General features: G+C 71.8%; 13 protein-coding genes. 10 read left to right on the forward strand and 3 right to left on the reverse strand.

Annotated elements, in window-relative coordinates:
* Nucleotides 1-5: 5 nt before the first annotated feature.
* From mtrA to secA, 6 genes are all read left to right on the forward strand, one after another.
* Nucleotides 6-686: an MtrAB system response regulator MtrA gene (mtrA, locus tag DY157_RS01875; protein ID WP_115726971.1), complete on the forward strand. Its 681-nt coding sequence runs from the start codon at nucleotides 6-8 to the stop codon at nucleotides 684-686.
* On the forward strand, nucleotides 667-2430 hold the full coding sequence (mtrB, locus tag DY157_RS01880) for an MtrAB system histidine kinase MtrB (RefSeq protein ID WP_456236499.1): 1764 nt from the start codon (nucleotides 667-669) through the stop codon (nucleotides 2428-2430). Before mtrA ends, mtrB begins: the two co-directional genes overlap by 20 nt.
* Nucleotides 2427-4088 carry an LpqB family beta-propeller domain-containing protein gene (locus DY157_RS01885; protein WP_115726972.1) on the forward strand — a complete coding sequence of 554 codons (1662 nt, stop codon included), beginning with the start codon at nucleotides 2427-2429 and terminating at the stop codon, nucleotides 4086-4088. Before mtrB ends, DY157_RS01885 begins: the two co-directional genes overlap by 4 nt.
* Nucleotides 4089-4486: 398 nt before the next feature.
* Nucleotides 4487-5197 (forward strand): ComF family protein, encoded by a 711-nt coding sequence (locus DY157_RS01890; protein WP_115726973.1) that lies wholly within the window; start codon nucleotides 4487-4489, stop codon nucleotides 5195-5197.
* 180 nt (nucleotides 5198-5377) lie between these two features.
* Nucleotides 5378-6025, forward strand: coding sequence for a ribosome hibernation-promoting factor, HPF/YfiA family (gene hpf / locus DY157_RS01895; RefSeq protein ID WP_115726974.1), 648 nt, complete (start codon nucleotides 5378-5380; stop codon nucleotides 6023-6025).
* A gap of 277 nt (nucleotides 6026-6302) precedes the next feature.
* Entirely contained in the window at nucleotides 6303-9164 is a 2862-nt protein-coding gene (secA, locus tag DY157_RS01900) for a preprotein translocase subunit SecA (RefSeq protein ID WP_115726975.1), read from the forward strand.
* 23 nt (nucleotides 9165-9187) lie between these two features.
* Here secA and DY157_RS01905 read toward each other — a convergent pair whose 3' ends face one another.
* Both DY157_RS01905 and DY157_RS01910 read right to left on the reverse strand, forming a co-directional pair.
* The gene (locus tag DY157_RS01905; RefSeq protein WP_115726976.1) at nucleotides 9188-9664 is read right to left on the reverse strand and encodes an Rv3235 family protein; all 477 of its coding nucleotides are present in this window, start codon (nucleotides 9662-9664) and stop codon (nucleotides 9188-9190) included.
* On the reverse strand, nucleotides 9661-10680 hold the full coding sequence (locus DY157_RS01910) for a LysM peptidoglycan-binding domain-containing protein (RefSeq protein ID WP_160159400.1): 1020 nt from the start codon (nucleotides 10678-10680) through the stop codon (nucleotides 9661-9663). The genes DY157_RS01905 and DY157_RS01910 overlap by 4 nt, the downstream gene beginning before the upstream one ends.
* A gap of 114 nt (nucleotides 10681-10794) precedes the next feature.
* On the opposite strand from DY157_RS01910, the gene DY157_RS01915 reads away from it, so the two are divergent.
* Nucleotides 10795-11355 (forward strand): hypothetical protein, encoded by a 561-nt coding sequence (locus DY157_RS01915; RefSeq protein ID WP_115726978.1) that lies wholly within the window; start codon nucleotides 10795-10797, stop codon nucleotides 11353-11355.
* Nucleotides 11356-11391: 36 nt separating this feature from the next.
* Here DY157_RS01915 and DY157_RS01920 read toward each other — a convergent pair whose 3' ends face one another.
* On the reverse strand, nucleotides 11392-11604 hold the full coding sequence (locus DY157_RS01920; protein WP_115726979.1) for a helix-turn-helix domain-containing protein: 213 nt from the start codon (nucleotides 11602-11604) through the stop codon (nucleotides 11392-11394).
* A 151-nt stretch (nucleotides 11605-11755) separates the two neighbouring features.
* Between DY157_RS01920 and DY157_RS11280 the strand changes: the two genes are divergently transcribed.
* From DY157_RS11280 to DY157_RS01930, 3 genes are read left to right on the forward strand one after another with little or no spacing between them, the layout of a single operon-like run.
* Nucleotides 11756-12385: a hypothetical protein gene (locus DY157_RS11280; protein ID WP_160159401.1), complete on the forward strand. Its 630-nt coding sequence runs from the start codon at nucleotides 11756-11758 to the stop codon at nucleotides 12383-12385.
* Nucleotides 12382-13719 (forward strand): AAA family ATPase, encoded by a 1338-nt coding sequence (locus DY157_RS01925; protein WP_160159402.1) that lies wholly within the window; start codon nucleotides 12382-12384, stop codon nucleotides 13717-13719. The genes DY157_RS11280 and DY157_RS01925 overlap by 4 nt, the downstream gene beginning before the upstream one ends.
* A 4-nt stretch (nucleotides 13720-13723) precedes the next feature.
* Entirely contained in the window at nucleotides 13724-14182 is a 459-nt protein-coding gene (locus tag DY157_RS01930) for a DUF6912 family protein (RefSeq protein ID WP_115726981.1), read from the forward strand.
* The last annotated feature ends 47 nt before the right edge of the window (nucleotides 14183-14229 follow it).

Consider the following 14229-nt stretch of genomic DNA (forward strand, 5'->3'; position numbering starts at 1 on the left):
GTGACATGAATTCGCGCATCCTCGTGGTCGACGACGACGTCGCTCTCGCCGAGATGATCGGGATCGTCCTCGAGGCCGAGGGGTTCGGCGTCGCGTCGTGCCCCGATGGAGCCGAGGCCCTCGACGCCTTCCACCGGGAGACCCCCGACCTCGTCCTCCTCGACCTCATGCTCCCCGGCCTCGACGGAATCGAGGTCTGCCGACTCATCAGGCGCGAATCCGACGTCCCCATCGTCATGCTCACCGCGAGGACCGACACCTCCGACGTCGTCTCCGGACTCGAGGCCGGCGCCGACGACTACGTGCCGAAGCCCTTCAAGCCGAAGGAGCTCGTCGCGCGGATCCGCGCCCGCCTGCGCGGACGGGAGGACTCCGGGGACGAGCGCCTCGTCCTCGGGGACGTCGTCGTCGACGTGCCCGGCCACGTCGTCCACCGCGGCGGCGAGCTCATCCCGCTCACCCCGCTCGAGTTCGACCTCCTCGTCGCCCTCGGCCGCGCGCCGTGGAAGGTGTTCAGCCGCGAGGAGCTCCTCGAGAAGGTCTGGGGCTACCGGCACGCCGCCGACACGCGACTCGTCAACGTCCACGTCCAGAGGCTCCGCTCGAAGATCGAGCGCGACCCGGAGAAGCCCGAGATCGTCATCACGGTGAGGGGAGTCGGCTACCGTGCCGGAACCGGCGCCTGACCCGGGCGCCGACGCCGGCGCCCCGGCCTCGTCCCCGAAAGAGGCCGGTCGTCCCGACTCCGACGAGCGCGGGGCCGCCCCGGCCTCGTCCCCCGAGGGCGCCGACCGGACGACCGCGCCCTCGGACCGCTGGACCCGCGCCCGCGAGGGCCTGCGCAGCCGCGCCGCCCGGGCCCGGACGACGCGCCTGTACCGGCGTCTCTACGACTCGCCGCCAGCCGTCGCCGTCCGCTCCTCCCTCTCCCTGCGCTCGGCGCTCGCGATCACGGTCGCGGGCCTCGCCGTCATCACGATCTTCGCCCTCCTCGTCTCCTCGCAGCTGCGCGCCTCCGCCTTCGAATCGCGCAAGACGCAGATCCTCGACGACGCCGCGGTCCGCTTCTCCTCCGCTCAGGCCGCATTCGACCAGTCGACCGCGTCGACCCCCGATCAGGTCCAGGAGGCCGCCCGCCAGGTCGTCGAGAACATCCGCTCCTCCGCGGCCGGCGCCGGCGCCGTCTCCGTCGTCCTCCTGCGCTCCCCGGACGCCCACTCGACCTTCCGCATCAACCAGATCGTCGACACGGGGGTCGACGCCCTCATTGGCTCCGACATGCGCGCCGCCGTTCGGAAGGGCGACTCCGCCCAGTGGCAGTCCGTCGCGATCCCGAACGGGACGGAGACCTCGCCGGGGATCCTCGTCGGCACGGAGGTCACCCTGCCGCGCGCGGGAGCTCACGAGCTCTACGTCGTCTACTCGCTCGCCTCCGATCAGCGGCAGGTCAACATGGTGATGCGCGTTCTCTTCGTCGCCGCGCTCCCGATCCTCGTGGGCCTGCCCGTCGGCGTCTTCTGGGTCCTCTACCGGCTCCTGCGCCCCGTGAGGCGCACCGCCGACGCGGCGAAGCACCTCGCCTCCGGCGATCTCGAGGCCCGCGTCGACGTGCGCGGAGAGGACGAGATGGCCGACCTCTCGACCGCCTTCAACGACATGGCGAGCTCGCTGCAGAAGAAGATCGAGGAGTACGACGAGCTCTCCCAGCTCCAGCAGCGCTTCGTCTCCGACGTCTCCCACGAGCTGCGCACTCCGCTGACGACGATCCGGATGGCCGACTCGGTGATTTGGGACAACCGCGACTCCCTCCCGGCGGGCGCCAAGCGCTCCGCCGAACTCCTCCACGAGCAGACCGACCGCATGGACTCCCTCTTCGCCGACCTCCTCGAGATCTCCCGATACGACGCGCGCTCGGCGGACCTCGAGGCCGAGGTCACCGATCTGCGGATCGTCGTCGCGAAGGTCGTCGGCATGAACTCCGAACTCGCCGACCGCCTCGGCGTCGACGTCCGCATCCTCGGACCCGACGAGCGCTGCGCCGCCCCCATCGACGTCCGCCGGATCGAGCGGGTCCTCCGCAACCTCCTCGTCAACGCCCTCGAATTCGCCGACGGCACCAGCGTCGAGATCACCCTCGGCCAGAGCGCGACCGACGTCGCCGTCCGCGTCCGCGACCACGGGGTCGGCATGACGCCCGAGACGGCCGCCCACGTCTTCGACCGCTTCTTCCGAGCCGACTCGTCGCGCAAGCGGACGACCGGCGGCACGGGACTCGGCCTGTCGATCGCCGCGGAGGACGTCGCCCTCCACGGGGGGACCCTGCGCGCCTGGGGCGTCCCGGGCGAGGGCGCCTCCTTCGTCATGACCCTCCCGAAGGAGGCGGGCGCCGCGCTCGCCTCCGAGCCCCTCGCACTGTGGGAGGACGCATGAGACTCCGCCTCGTCGGCGCCGCCTGCGCCCTCGCCGCCTCGCTCGGGCTCGTCGGCTGTACCTCCCTGCCCGAGGCGTCCGCGCCCGCGCCCTTCGACGTCTCCGTCCCCGACTCCGGCCCCCTCGAGCTCTCCGCCGACGGCCCCTCCGAGGACTCCGACCCGGCGACGCTCGTCTCCGACTTCCTCCTCGCGTGCGCCGCGGGAGCGAACGACGACTTCGCGACCGCCCGGCTCTTCCTCACCTCCGCCTCCGCGCAGAAGTGGAACCCGGGCAAGCAGGTCCTCGTCTACGACACGGCGACCAGGCCGTCGGTGAGCGTCGAGGGAGGGGAGTCCGGCAGTGCGACCGCGACGGTCACCGCGTCGGCGATCGCGTCCGTCGATGAGACCGGCGTCCTCACGCGCGCGGACGCCTCGTCAATCTCCCAGTCGCTCGCCCTCGTCAAGGAGGGCGGCCAGTGGCGCATCGACGCGCCCGAGGACGCGTTCATCGTGTCCGAGGCCTCCTTCACCGCCTCCTACGAGCGCGCCGACCTCTACTTCCCCGCCGCGACGGGCGACGCCCTCGTCGCGGATCCGCGCTGGTACCCGTCGCGCAGGCTCTCCACGCACCTCCTCGCGGGCCTGGTCGCCGGTCCGCGCCCCGCGCTCGAGAGCGCGGCGACGAACGCGATCCCCGGCGGCACGTCGATCCCGTCGCAGGGCCTCGAGATCTCGGACCGCGTCGCCAAGGTCGTCCTCAACGCGGCGGTTCCCGCCGAGGGGCAGCCGCGCTCGCTCCTCGTCTGGGAGATCGGGCGGACCCTCGCGCAGGATCCGGGGATCTCCTCGGTCGATGTCCGCGTCTCCGGCGTCGACCTGTCCGGCGTGGTGGCGCCCACCGGCCCGGACTACTCGCTCGATACGCGCGTCGGAATGTCGGCGGGCGCGATCGGGACGATCTCCGCGATGAAGATCGTCCCCTTCGACCTCGCGGAGGACCCCGCGGACTCCGCGCTCGCCCCGACGATGTCCCCGGTCAGCCACTCGCTCGTCGCATGGCGCGAGGGGGGATCCCTCGTCCTCTCGACGGTCGGCGCCGAGGGGACGCGCGCGACCGTCGAGGTCGGCGCGGTCGGGGCGCCGTCGATCGATCGCTTCGGCTGGGCGTGGTCGCCCGCCTCGTCGCGGATCCTCGCGCTCGCGGCGAACGGCGATCTCGCCGAGGTCCGGTTCTCCGGAGAGGACTTCGCGAGGGCCTCGCGCATCGCGATCTCCCCGGACGGCGCGCGCGCCCTCGTCCTCGCGGATGGGAGCGCGTGGATCGCGACCGTCGAGCGCGACGCCAACGGGCGCCCCCAGACCCTCTCGCACGCCGAGGCCGTCGCGGGCGTCGGCGCGCGCATCCGCGACGTCTCGTGGTCGGGCGACGACGCCTTCGTCCTCATCCGCCCGAAGACGGCCGACGAGGGCGGGGCGGGCACCGAACTCGTCGAGGTCGAGTTCGGCGGACTCGTGTCGACCTCCGGGGCTCCGGACGGGGTCGTCGAGGTGAGCGCGGGATCCTCTGCGGAGAACATCTGCGCGCGCACCGACGCCGGTTCGGTCCACTGCCGGTCGGGCGCTCTCTGGCAGGACATGCCCGCCGATTTCCTCGACATCCGCTTCCCCGGATAGGGAGTGCTGTTCGGCACCGCGCTCCTACTGCTTGCTTCGGGCGGGTTTGCGAGGCTTCCACGCGGGAGAACGACGCTGAAGCGCGCAATGGGAGCAGCCGCCTTCCCGCGTCCAAAGATCCACAGGTCGTTGTGGGACGCGTGCGCGTCCCCAGCGCGCCATCGGGCCGCGAGTCGCTACCCGCAGCGGGGGGAGAGAATCGACATGTGATCGACTCGACCCCCTTTCCCGTACGTGATGGCCGTAGCGACTTCGCTTTGCGGAGCGCAGACTTGTACTCGCCCTTTCCCGTACGTGATGGCCGTAGCGCCCAAGGCGATGCCGCTCAACCGACATCACGCACCGGCGCGTACCCGGGGGGCTTTGGCCGCAGCGTTTTGAGCTCCGCGAGGTCGCGAGTGCGGGACTTCGCCAGGGCGCTCGTCGACATCGTCCTGCCGAGTCAGTGCGCGGGATGTGGAATCTGGGACGAGGTCCTCTGCGCCGAGTGCGACGCCCTCGCGCAGGGGCCCGCGCAGGTCGGGCTCTTCGATCCCGACGGAGAGGACGCGATCCCGCTCGTACACCTCGGCGCCTACGACGGCGAGCTTCGGCGAATCCTCATCTCCGCCAAGCACTCCCCGGCCTTCGGCGCCGAGGACTTCCTCGACCGGGCGGGCGAGACGCTCGGGCGGGCGTTCGGCGATGAACTCGCCCGGCCCCTACGGGCGAATACCGGAGTGAAGGCCTCGAACGAAGCGGCGGAGGAGTGGTGGGTCGTGCCGGCACCGGCGAGCTGGAGACGGCGTCTCTTCGGGCGCAACGTCACGACGGGTCTCGCCGCGGGAGTCGCGCGCGGACTCGCCGAGGCGACCGGGAGCGGGGCCCGCGTCGTCGACGCCATCGCGCCGCGCCTCGCCGCGCGCTCGCAGGCGGGGCGCGGTGGGCGCGGCAGGCGAGATCGGAGGGCCGGTTCGATGCGCGCCCGACTGCCGCTGCCCGATCCGTCCCGAATCCTCCTCGTCGACGACGTCCTCACCACCGGGGCGACGGCGCGCGAACTTCGGCGCGTCTGCGGGGGAGCCGCCGGGATCGTCGTCCTCGCGAGAGTCGCCGCTCCTTCCTTATGACGCAGGTCACGTCCGTGCGGTATCATCGATCCATAGCCCACACGGAGGAGCCGAACAGGATAAATCGTCTCCGACGTGCTCGGATGGAGGTGATAACCGCGATCACGGCCCGAAGCGGCGAAGCGTTCGGGCATTCGACACGCGGGCGATGGAGCCCGCCGACTTCCTCTGGAGGAAACCATGGACATCACCGTCGTCGCGCGCAATGCGGAGATCCACCCGAACTTCCGCGCCTACGTCGAGGAGAAGGTCTCGAAGATCACGCAGTTCTACCCGCGCGCGCAGCGCGTGGACGTTGAACTCACCCACGAGCGCAACCCCAGGCAGGCCGACACCGCCGAGCGCATCGAGCTCACGGTCTACGGCAAGGGCCCGATCATCCGGGCCGAGGCGGAATCCGCGGACCGCTACGCGGCGGTCGACATTGCGGCCGGCAAGCTCTTCGAGCGCCTCCGTCGCATGCGCGATCGTGCGAAGGATCACCGGCGCAGGTACCCCCGGCAGATCGACGAGATTGAGCTCCTCGAAGAGGTCGCGCCCGTCGAAGAGGCTGCCCCGGTGCCCGCCCCGGCGAAGCTCCGCTCGGCGGAGGACCTCAAGGTCGGGGAGGCGCGCGAGGAGCAGCTCGGAGACTCGCCGATCATCGTGCGGCAGAAGGTCCACGAGGCCGAACCGATGACCGTCGACGAGGCCCTCGACCAGATGGAGATGGTCGGGCACCCGTTCTTCCTGTTCATCGACAAGACGACGATGCAGCCCTGCGTCGTCTACCACCGCCACGGCTGGACCTACGGCGTCCTCCGACTCAACACGACGATCAACGCCTGACGGAAGTCGGCACTCGGCGGCCCCGGCGCGCAGCGCCGGGGCCGCCCCGCGTTCGCGCGGCCCCGGCCCGGCAGTCTCCTCCCGATCGACGCGCGGCCCCGACCTCGTCGATTCGGATGCGCGGAGGGAGGGCGCCGAAGCGCGGCGGCCCGAAGCGGAAGCGGCGGGGAGACGGGCGCGGGCGTCGAGTCGAGTCGGGCGCGCGAACTCCGTAGACTGGGGCGGTGCACGACGAGCACCCGGGGCGATCGCCCCGGCCGCGACAACAGGAGCCCTAGTGTCCCTCATCGACAAGATCCTCCGCGCAGGCGAAGGCCGCACCCTCAAGAAGCTCGACCAGCTCGCGAGCCAGGTCGACGCCCTCCAGGAGGACTTCGAGGCCCTCTCCGACGAGGAGCTCCAGGGCAAGACCGCGGAATTCAAAGCCCGCCTCGACGAGGGCGAGACCCTCGACGACCTGCTCGTCGAGGCCTTCGCGACCGTCCGTGAGGCCGCTTGGCGCATCCTCCGCATGCGCCCCTTCCACGTCCAGGTCATGGGCGGCATCGCCCTCCACCAGGGCAACATCGCCGAGATGAAGACCGGCGAGGGCAAGACCCTCGTCGCGACCATGCCCGCCTACCTGCGCGCCCTCAGCGGCAAGGGCGTCCACGTCGTCACCGTCAACGACTACCTCGCGAAGTACCAGTCCGACATCATGGCCCGCGTCTACTCGTTCCTCGGGCTCACGACCGGCTGCGTCCTCGTCGGCCAGCAGCCCGCCGAGCGCCGCAAGCAGTACGAGGCGGACATCACCTACGGCACGAACAACGAGTTCGGCTTCGACTACCTCCGCGACAACATGGCCCAGCGCGTCGAGGACATGGTCCAGCGCGGCCACAACTACGTCATCGTCGACGAGGTCGACTCGATCCTCATCGACGAGGCCCGCACCCCGCTCATCATCTCCGGCCCCGCGTCCGGCGACGTCAACCGCTGGTACGTCGAGTTCGCGCGCATCGCCCGCCTCCTCACCCGCGACGTCGACTACGAGGTCGACGAGAAGAAGAAGACCGTCGGCGTCCTCGAGGCCGGCATCGACGCCGTCGAGGACCAGCTCGGCGTCGAGAATCTCTACGAGGCCGCGAACACCCCCCTCATCGGCTTCCTCAACAACGCCATCAAGGCGAAGGAGCTCTTCCACATCGACAAGGACTACATCGTCGACAACGGCGAGGTCCTCATCGTCGACGAGCACACCGGTCGAGTCCTCCCGGGCCGACGCTACAACGACGGCATGCACCAGGCGATCGAGGCGAAGGAGGGCGTCGAGATCAAGGCCGAGAACCAGACCCTCGCGACGATCACCCTCCAGAACTACTTCCGCCTCTACCCCGAGGGCTCGCGCGCCGGCATGACCGGCACCGCCGAGACCGAGGCCGCCGAATTCGCATCCACCTACAAGATCGGCGTCATCCCGATCCCGACGAACCGCCCGATGATCCGCAAGGACCAGCCCGACTTCGTCTTCCCCACTGAGAAGGGCAAGCTCAACGCGATCATCGAGGACATCGCCGAGCGCCACGCGAAGGGCCAACCGGTCCTCGTCGGCACGGCCTCCGTCGAGAAGTCCGAGCTGCTCTCCCAGCTCCTCAAGGCCAAGCACATCCCGCACCAGGTCCTCAACGCCAAGCAGCACGCACGCGAAGCCGCGGTCGTCGCCATGGCGGGCCGCAAAGGCGCCGTCACCGTCGCGACGAACATGGCGGGCCGCGGCACCGACATCATGCTCGGCGGCAACTCCGAATTCATCGCCCAGGCGAACCTCGCCTCCCAGGGGCTCGACGCGAAGGAGGAGCCGGAGAAGTACCGCGAGCAGTGGCCGATCGCGCTCGCCCAGGCCGAATCCGCCGTCGAGGCCGAGCGCGAGGAGGTCCGCGAACTCGGCGGACTCTACGTCCTCGGCTCCGAGCGCCACGAGTCCCGCCGCATCGACAACCAGCTCCGCGGCCGCTCCGGCCGCCAGGGCGATCCGGGCGAGTCGAGGTTCTACCTCTCGATGGAGGACGACCTCATGCGCCTGTTCAACTCGGGCATGGCCCAGCGCATCATGGCGTCGGGCGCCTACCCGGAGGACATGCCGCTCGAGAACCGACTCGTCTCCCGCTCGATCGCGTCCGCGCAGCACCAGGTCGAGGCGCGCAACTTCGAGATCCGCAAGAACGTCCTCAAGTACGACGACGTCATGACCGGCCAGCGCGAGCTCATCTACGAGGAGCGCCGCCGCGTCCTCGAGGGCGAGGACCTCGAGCCGCAGATGAAGTCCTTCATGGAGACCCTCATCGAGGGGATCGTCGACGAGAAGACCGCCGGGCTCTCCCCGCGCGAATGGGACCTCGACGTCATCTGGGATACGCTGCGCGGCTACTACCCGCCGTCGGTCACCTACGCCGAGGTCGAAGCCGAGCACGGCGGCAAGGGCTCGCTCGTCCGCGACGACCTCGTCACCGAGCTCGTCGGCGACATCCACGCCGTCTACGAGGACGCCGAGGACGCCCTGTCGGAGAACCCGCTCGCCCTCGCGCAGCTCGGCGACGAGCCGATGCGCAACCTCGAGCGCCGCGTCGTCATCGCGACGGTCGATCGTCTGTGGCGCGAGCACCTCTACGAGATGGACTACCTCAAGGAGGGCATCGGTCTGCGCGCGATGGGCCAGCGCGACCCGCTCGTCGAATATAAGGACGAGGGCGCGCAGATGTTCCAGTCGATGATGGAACGGATTCGCGAGGAGTCCGTCCAGCAGGTCTTCGGCTTCGCCCACCAGTTCGACCAGGCGCTCGCCCAGGCCCGTGAGAAGGGCCTCCTCTCCGAGTCCCCGGCGGCCCCCGTGGCCCCCGCCGAAGCGGAGAGCTCCTCCGAGCCGTCGATCGACGAGGTCGCGGCGGCCGAGGCCGCCGCCGAGGCGAAGGCCGCGGAGCGGGCTCGGGCCGCGCGCGCCCAGTCCGTCATGGGCGATGTCGGCCAGGCGAAGTCCTCGGGCGCCCTGCGCTACTCCTCGTCCGAGGGGTCGGTCTCGGGTGCGGGCGCTCCGGCGCCCGCCGAGGGGCAGAACCGCGAGCAGCGCCGCGCTGCGGCGAAGAAGGCGCGCAAGCGCCGCTGATGCTCCTTCGGCCCGTTCGGGGCTCAGGCGATTTCGAGGGCGGTGGCGATCCACCGCCCTCGAAACGCTTCCAGGCGGAGCGCGACGGCGTAGGTGCGCGAGGGGCCCCGGACGACGACGGCCGACTCGACTTTGCCGGGAGCGACTTCGCTCGCCCTCCATCCGACGGGGGCGCAGCTGCGTCGCGAGCGGCCGTCCGCCGCGTCGTCGAAGCGCAGGTGCTTGAGGGCGGTGAAGAGCGAGGGGACCATCCAGCGTTCGAGTTGGCGCTTCTCCCGGAGCCCGAGAACCGCTTCGACGATCGCGCGCCCGAGGCCCGCCGACCACGTCGCGGGGTCGGGCGTCTGGGGATCGAGGACGCCGCCCTCCGCCCGCGAGGCCAGCCACACCCGCATGTCGGCGACCTGCGAGGCGGGGACGTCGATGCGCGCGTCCCAGCGGAAGGTCCGGCGCTCGAAGGCGCAGGTCCGGGTGCTCGAGTGGAGGACGGTGGTGCTCATGAGCGCTCCTGGGGGAGGACGAGGACGTCGCCGGGGTGGATGAGGGAGGGATCGTCGCCGATCACGTCGGCGTTGAGCGCGTAGATGGCGCGCCAGGTCTCGGTGATCTCGGCGTCGGAGGCGCCGGTCTCGAGGAGGGCCGCGGCGATCGACCAGAGGGAGTCGTCCGGTCGGACCTCGATCGATCGCGCCGACTCCTGCGTCGCCGGTGAGGACGAAGGCGACGAGGCGGAGGCCGAGGCGCCGGGAGTCGAGGTCCGCTTCGGGACCGACTCCCCGGGCGAGTTCGGCGGCGCGGGGGCGGGAGCCCCGCTCTCCGCGCTGCGCGGGGCGGGGGACTCGGCGGGAATCGCCGGGGCGACGGCGTCGGCGCTCGCGGAGGACTCGGTCGACGGTGCCGTCGACTCGTGAGGCGATGTGCTCCGGGACTCGGCGCGGGGCGAGGCGGGAGCCGACGGCGTGGCCGAGTCGTCGGGGAAGCCCCCGTCGCGCGCCGTCCCCTCGACGCTGGTCGCCTCCTCGTCGGTCGGCGCGGGACGCGTGGAACCTGAGGCCGCGGAGTCCGTCGCGCCTCCGGTCGGCGACCACAACCAGGAGACGCCGACGGGATCGGTGACGGGATCCGCGGGGACCGGAGCGGCGACTGCGCCGGGCAGGACGATTCCGAAGGATGCGAGTCCGAGGGTCGCCGAAGCGGCGCCCCGCAGGGCGATGCGCTTCGCGGCGCCCGTGCCCGCGGTGACGGCGAGCGCGGCGAACCGACGGCGGAGCCCAGCGGGAAGCGCGTGGGCGAGGGAGAGGAGCGCTGCCGCGGAGGCGAGCGCGTTGACCGCGAGGAGGAGGGCGGCGAGACCCGCGATGAGGACGGCGATCGCGATCTCGGGGCGCGCGAACGAGAAGTGGGGGAGCAGCGCCCAGGCTCCGCGCCCGAGGACGAGGGCGGCGGGTCCTCCGAGGACGACCGCGCCGAGGGCGAGCGCGATATCGCGCTCGCCGTCCTTCGATCGGTTCGACATCATTCCCTCCGTTCAGGTTCAGTTCATATCGGTTCGTGCGATTCAGTGTCGAACCTCTCGCCCTCGGCTGTCAAGTGGGGTCCGCTGCGAACCGCCGCATGGCACGCTGGGGTCATGGACTTCGAACTCTTCCTCCGTTCGCTCGAATCGGAATTCGACGCGCATCGGCGCGAGGAGGCGGACGCCCTCGTCGCCGAACTCGCGGACGCGGAACGGGTGTCCGTGCGGCTCGCGCACCGCCTCGCCTCCGCTCGGGGGCGGCGCATCGGCGCGACCCTGCGCGGCGGTCCCACTGTCGAAGGGGTCGTCGTCGAGGCGCGGACGAACTGGATCCTCATCGCGGAGGACACCGGGAGGGGCCTCGTTCCGACGTCGGCGATCGTCGCCGTGCGAGGACTCGGCGTCGGCGTCGACGACCACGCGAGGGCGGGAGCCGGGCTGGGGATCTCGAGCGTTCTGCGCTCCCTCGCGGAGGAGCGGATCCCCGTCGTCGTCGACCACGACGCGGGACGATGCCGGGGCCGCGTCCTCGCGGTCTTCGGCGATCATTTCGACTTCGAATCGAACTCCGCCGAGGAGGCGGTCGACTCGCGCGACGCCGCTCCGCGCGCGGTCCTCTCCCTCGTCACGGCGGGGGTCCGGAGGATCCGCGGTGCCCTGAGCGAACGCCACTGAGGCGCCTCGAGGGCGCCGGAGTCTGAAACGGGTCGGTCAGAGGGCGGTGTGCTCGGTGATCCGTTCGCGCGTCGCCGCGTACTGGTCGGCGATGTACTGCTCGAGGACCGACTCCTCGATCCGCCAGGCCTTCTTCCCGCCGACCTGGATGGCCGGCAGCTCGCCCGAGGCGACGAGGGAGCGCGCCGCGGACATCGTGAGGTTGAGGGTCTCGGCGACATCGGCGAGTGTGAGGAATCGGGGACTCATGGCGCCATTATCGCATTCCGTGTCGCTTCGGCGCGCATCGATGCGCTCCGCTGTGGATCGCGCCCCAAGAGTCGGATCCTTCTCGCGTCGTCGGAAGAACGGTTACTGTGGAAAGCTCTCCTGAGAGCCCCGGATCGGAGAGGATACGGGGGTGAGCACACGACGACGCACGCTCCGGGTCTCCGGTCCGCGGCCGCTGTGGCGCGACCCGCGCTTCCTCGGCGGACTGGCCCTGATCGCGATCTCCATCCTCGCCTGCACATGGCTCGTCGCCGACGCCCGCGCCGGGGTCTCCGTCTACCGGACGACCCGCGCCGTCGCCGTCGGCGAGCCCCTCGACGCGTCGAATACGACGCTCGTCGACGCGCGCATCCCCGCCGAGTCCTACGTCCTCGAAGGCGCGATGCCGCAGGGCGGACTCGCCGCCCGTTCGATGGGGGCCGGGGAGCTCGTCGCGCAGGGGGCGGTGACGACGGAGGCCGACGGGGCGACCCGCCGGCTCGTCGTCTCCGTCGCCGACGGGCTGCCCGCCTCGGCCGAGCCCGGGGATCTCCTCGAACTCTGGGCGCTCCCGCGGCCGGCCCGGGGGACGCAGGCCGCCGGGGAGTCGCGCCTCGTCGCCGGCGACGTCGTCCTCGTGCGGATCCTCGACGAGGAGAGCTCCCTCTCGCGCTCCGGCTCCCGCATCGAGATCCTCATCGACGCCTCCGCGCTCTCACAGGTCCTCGACGCGATGAGCGGCGGCGACGCCCTCGCGGCCGTCCCGATCGGGGCCGCGTGAGCGCCCGCCGCGGCGTCCTCGTCCTCGCCCCGGAGGACGAGGGCGACCTCGTCCGCGCGATCGACGCCCGCGCCGAGGAACTGCGGGTCGTCCGCCGCTGCGCCGATCTCGCCGAGGTTCGGGCGGCGGCCCGGGCGCGCGTCGGCGATCTCGTCGTCCTCGACTCCTCCGAACCCGACCTCGACGCCCTCGTCGTCGAGGAGATCCGCAGATGCGGCGCCGGCGTCGTCCTCCTCGTCGACGCACTCGGCTCCTCCGAGGCGCGCGGCCTCGGGGCGGACGCCCTCGCGGCCCGCGGTGCCCCCGACCAGGTCGTCGAATGCCTTCTCGCCCTCGTCAACGGTCCGCGGGCGACGCCCCTCGAAACGGTCGAGGCGCCCCCCGGTCCGCACTCCAGTGCGCGTCGCGAGAACCCCGCGGAGCAGGACCCGCGCCGAGATCCCCCGAGCGATGCCGTCGGCGGGGACGCCGACATCCCCGCCCTCGACGCGGGAGGCGGACGCGGCCGGATCATCGCCGTCTGGGGGACATCGGGCGCCCCCGGCCGGTCGACGATCGCCCTCGGCCTCGCCCACGCGCTCGCGCAGTGCGCGCCGACCCTCCTCGTCGACGCCGACGTGCGCGACCCCTCGATCGCGCACATGGCCGGGATCCCCGTCGACGCCTCCGGACTCTCGGCCCTCGCCAGGCGCTGCGTTCGCGGCGCTCTCGACGCCGACGCCGTCGCAGCGGCGGCCTTCGACTACTCCCCGGAACTGCGCCTCCTCACGGGTCTCACCAGCCCGCACCGATGGCGCGAGATCGGCCCCGCGGCGCTCGCCTCCATCCTCGACCGGGCGCGGGAGCGCTGCACGTGGATCGTCGTCGACGTCGCCGCGGTGAGCCTCGACGCCGTCGCCGACGACATCCGTCAGCAGGGCGGTCGCGACGACACGACGGCCGCGGCGCTGCGCATCGCCGATGACATCCTCTGCGTCGCGCGCGCCGACGTCCTCGGGATCAACCGGCTCGCTCATGCGCTCGAGTGGTGGGAGGCGAACGGCACCGGCACGGCGCCCCGCGTCGTCGTCAATCGCGTCGACTCCGCGTCGACCGGGCCGCGGCCGCGCAACGCCCTCGACGCCGCCCTTTCGGCGATCATCCCCGGTTCGCGCGTCCACCTCGTCCCAGAGGACGAGGCCGTGGCGAAAGCCCTGCTCAAGGGGAGGAGCGTCCTGGCCGCATCATCGAGTGCGCCCGCATCGCGGGCGATCGCGGCGCTCGCCGAGACGTTCACGGGGATCACGGCTCCCGCACCGGGGCGTCGGCGCCGGGGGCGCGGTGTGGAACACTAGGACCATGCGCGTCTACCTGCCGGCCCTCTCCTCCCACCTCCTCGCCGACGACATCGCCGAGCGCCCCGGATTCGCGGTCGTCGCCCCGGCCGGCACCGACCGGGAGGGCATCGAGGTCCTCGAGGACGACGCGCAGACCGAGGCGGCGCTCGTCTCCCTCGTCGACCTGCGCGAGGCGAGCGGAGAGGCGCCGATCCGACTCGTCCTCGCCGTCGACGCGCCCGATCGTCCCCTCACGGGCGCGGGCGTCGTCGAGACCGGGCCGATCGACGCCACGTGGGCGGACGTCGCCGCGATCCTCGCGGACTCGCCGGAGGCGGCGGACGACGTGCGAGCGGTCCTCGACGCGGACGAGCAGGACGAGGCCGACGAGGCAGTCGCCCGGCTGTGGGAGCGCGCCCTCGAGTGGTTCGACGTCTCCGAGCGCCTCGCCCTCGCCGAGGACCTCGGACTGCGGGACTGAGACTCGTCCCGCCGCGACAACCTCCGCGCCCGCGCCCGAGCCCGCGG

This window comes from Actinomyces culturomici (genome assembly GCF_900499005.1).
GTDB lineage: Bacteria > Actinomycetota > Actinomycetes > Actinomycetales > Actinomycetaceae > Pauljensenia > Pauljensenia culturomici.

Bases quoted from the DNA above. Each gene is read 5' to 3' on its own strand.
- mtrA (WP_115726971.1), top strand. From the start codon at position 6: ATGAATTCGCGCATCCTCGTGGTCGACGACGACGTCGCTCTCGCCGAG.
- DY157_RS01885 (WP_115726972.1), top strand. From the start codon at position 2,427: ATGAGACTCCGCCTCGTCGGCGCCGCCTGCGCCCTCGCCGCCTCGCTC.
- hpf (WP_115726974.1), top strand. From the start codon at position 5,378: ATGGACATCACCGTCGTCGCGCGCAATGCGGAGATCCACCCGAACTTC.
- DY157_RS01905 (WP_115726976.1), bottom strand. From the start codon at position 9,664: ATGAGCACCACCGTCCTCCACTCGAGCACCCGGACCTGCGCCTTCGAG.
- DY157_RS01910 (WP_160159400.1), bottom strand. From the start codon at position 10,680: ATGTCGAACCGATCGAAGGACGGCGAGCGCGATATCGCGCTCGCCCTC.
- DY157_RS01915 (WP_115726978.1), top strand. From the start codon at position 10,795: ATGGACTTCGAACTCTTCCTCCGTTCGCTCGAATCGGAATTCGACGCG.
- DY157_RS01920 (WP_115726979.1), bottom strand. From the start codon at position 11,604: ATGAGTCCCCGATTCCTCACACTCGCCGATGTCGCCGAGACCCTCAAC.
- DY157_RS01930 (WP_115726981.1), top strand. From the start codon at position 13,724: ATGCGCGTCTACCTGCCGGCCCTCTCCTCCCACCTCCTCGCCGACGAC.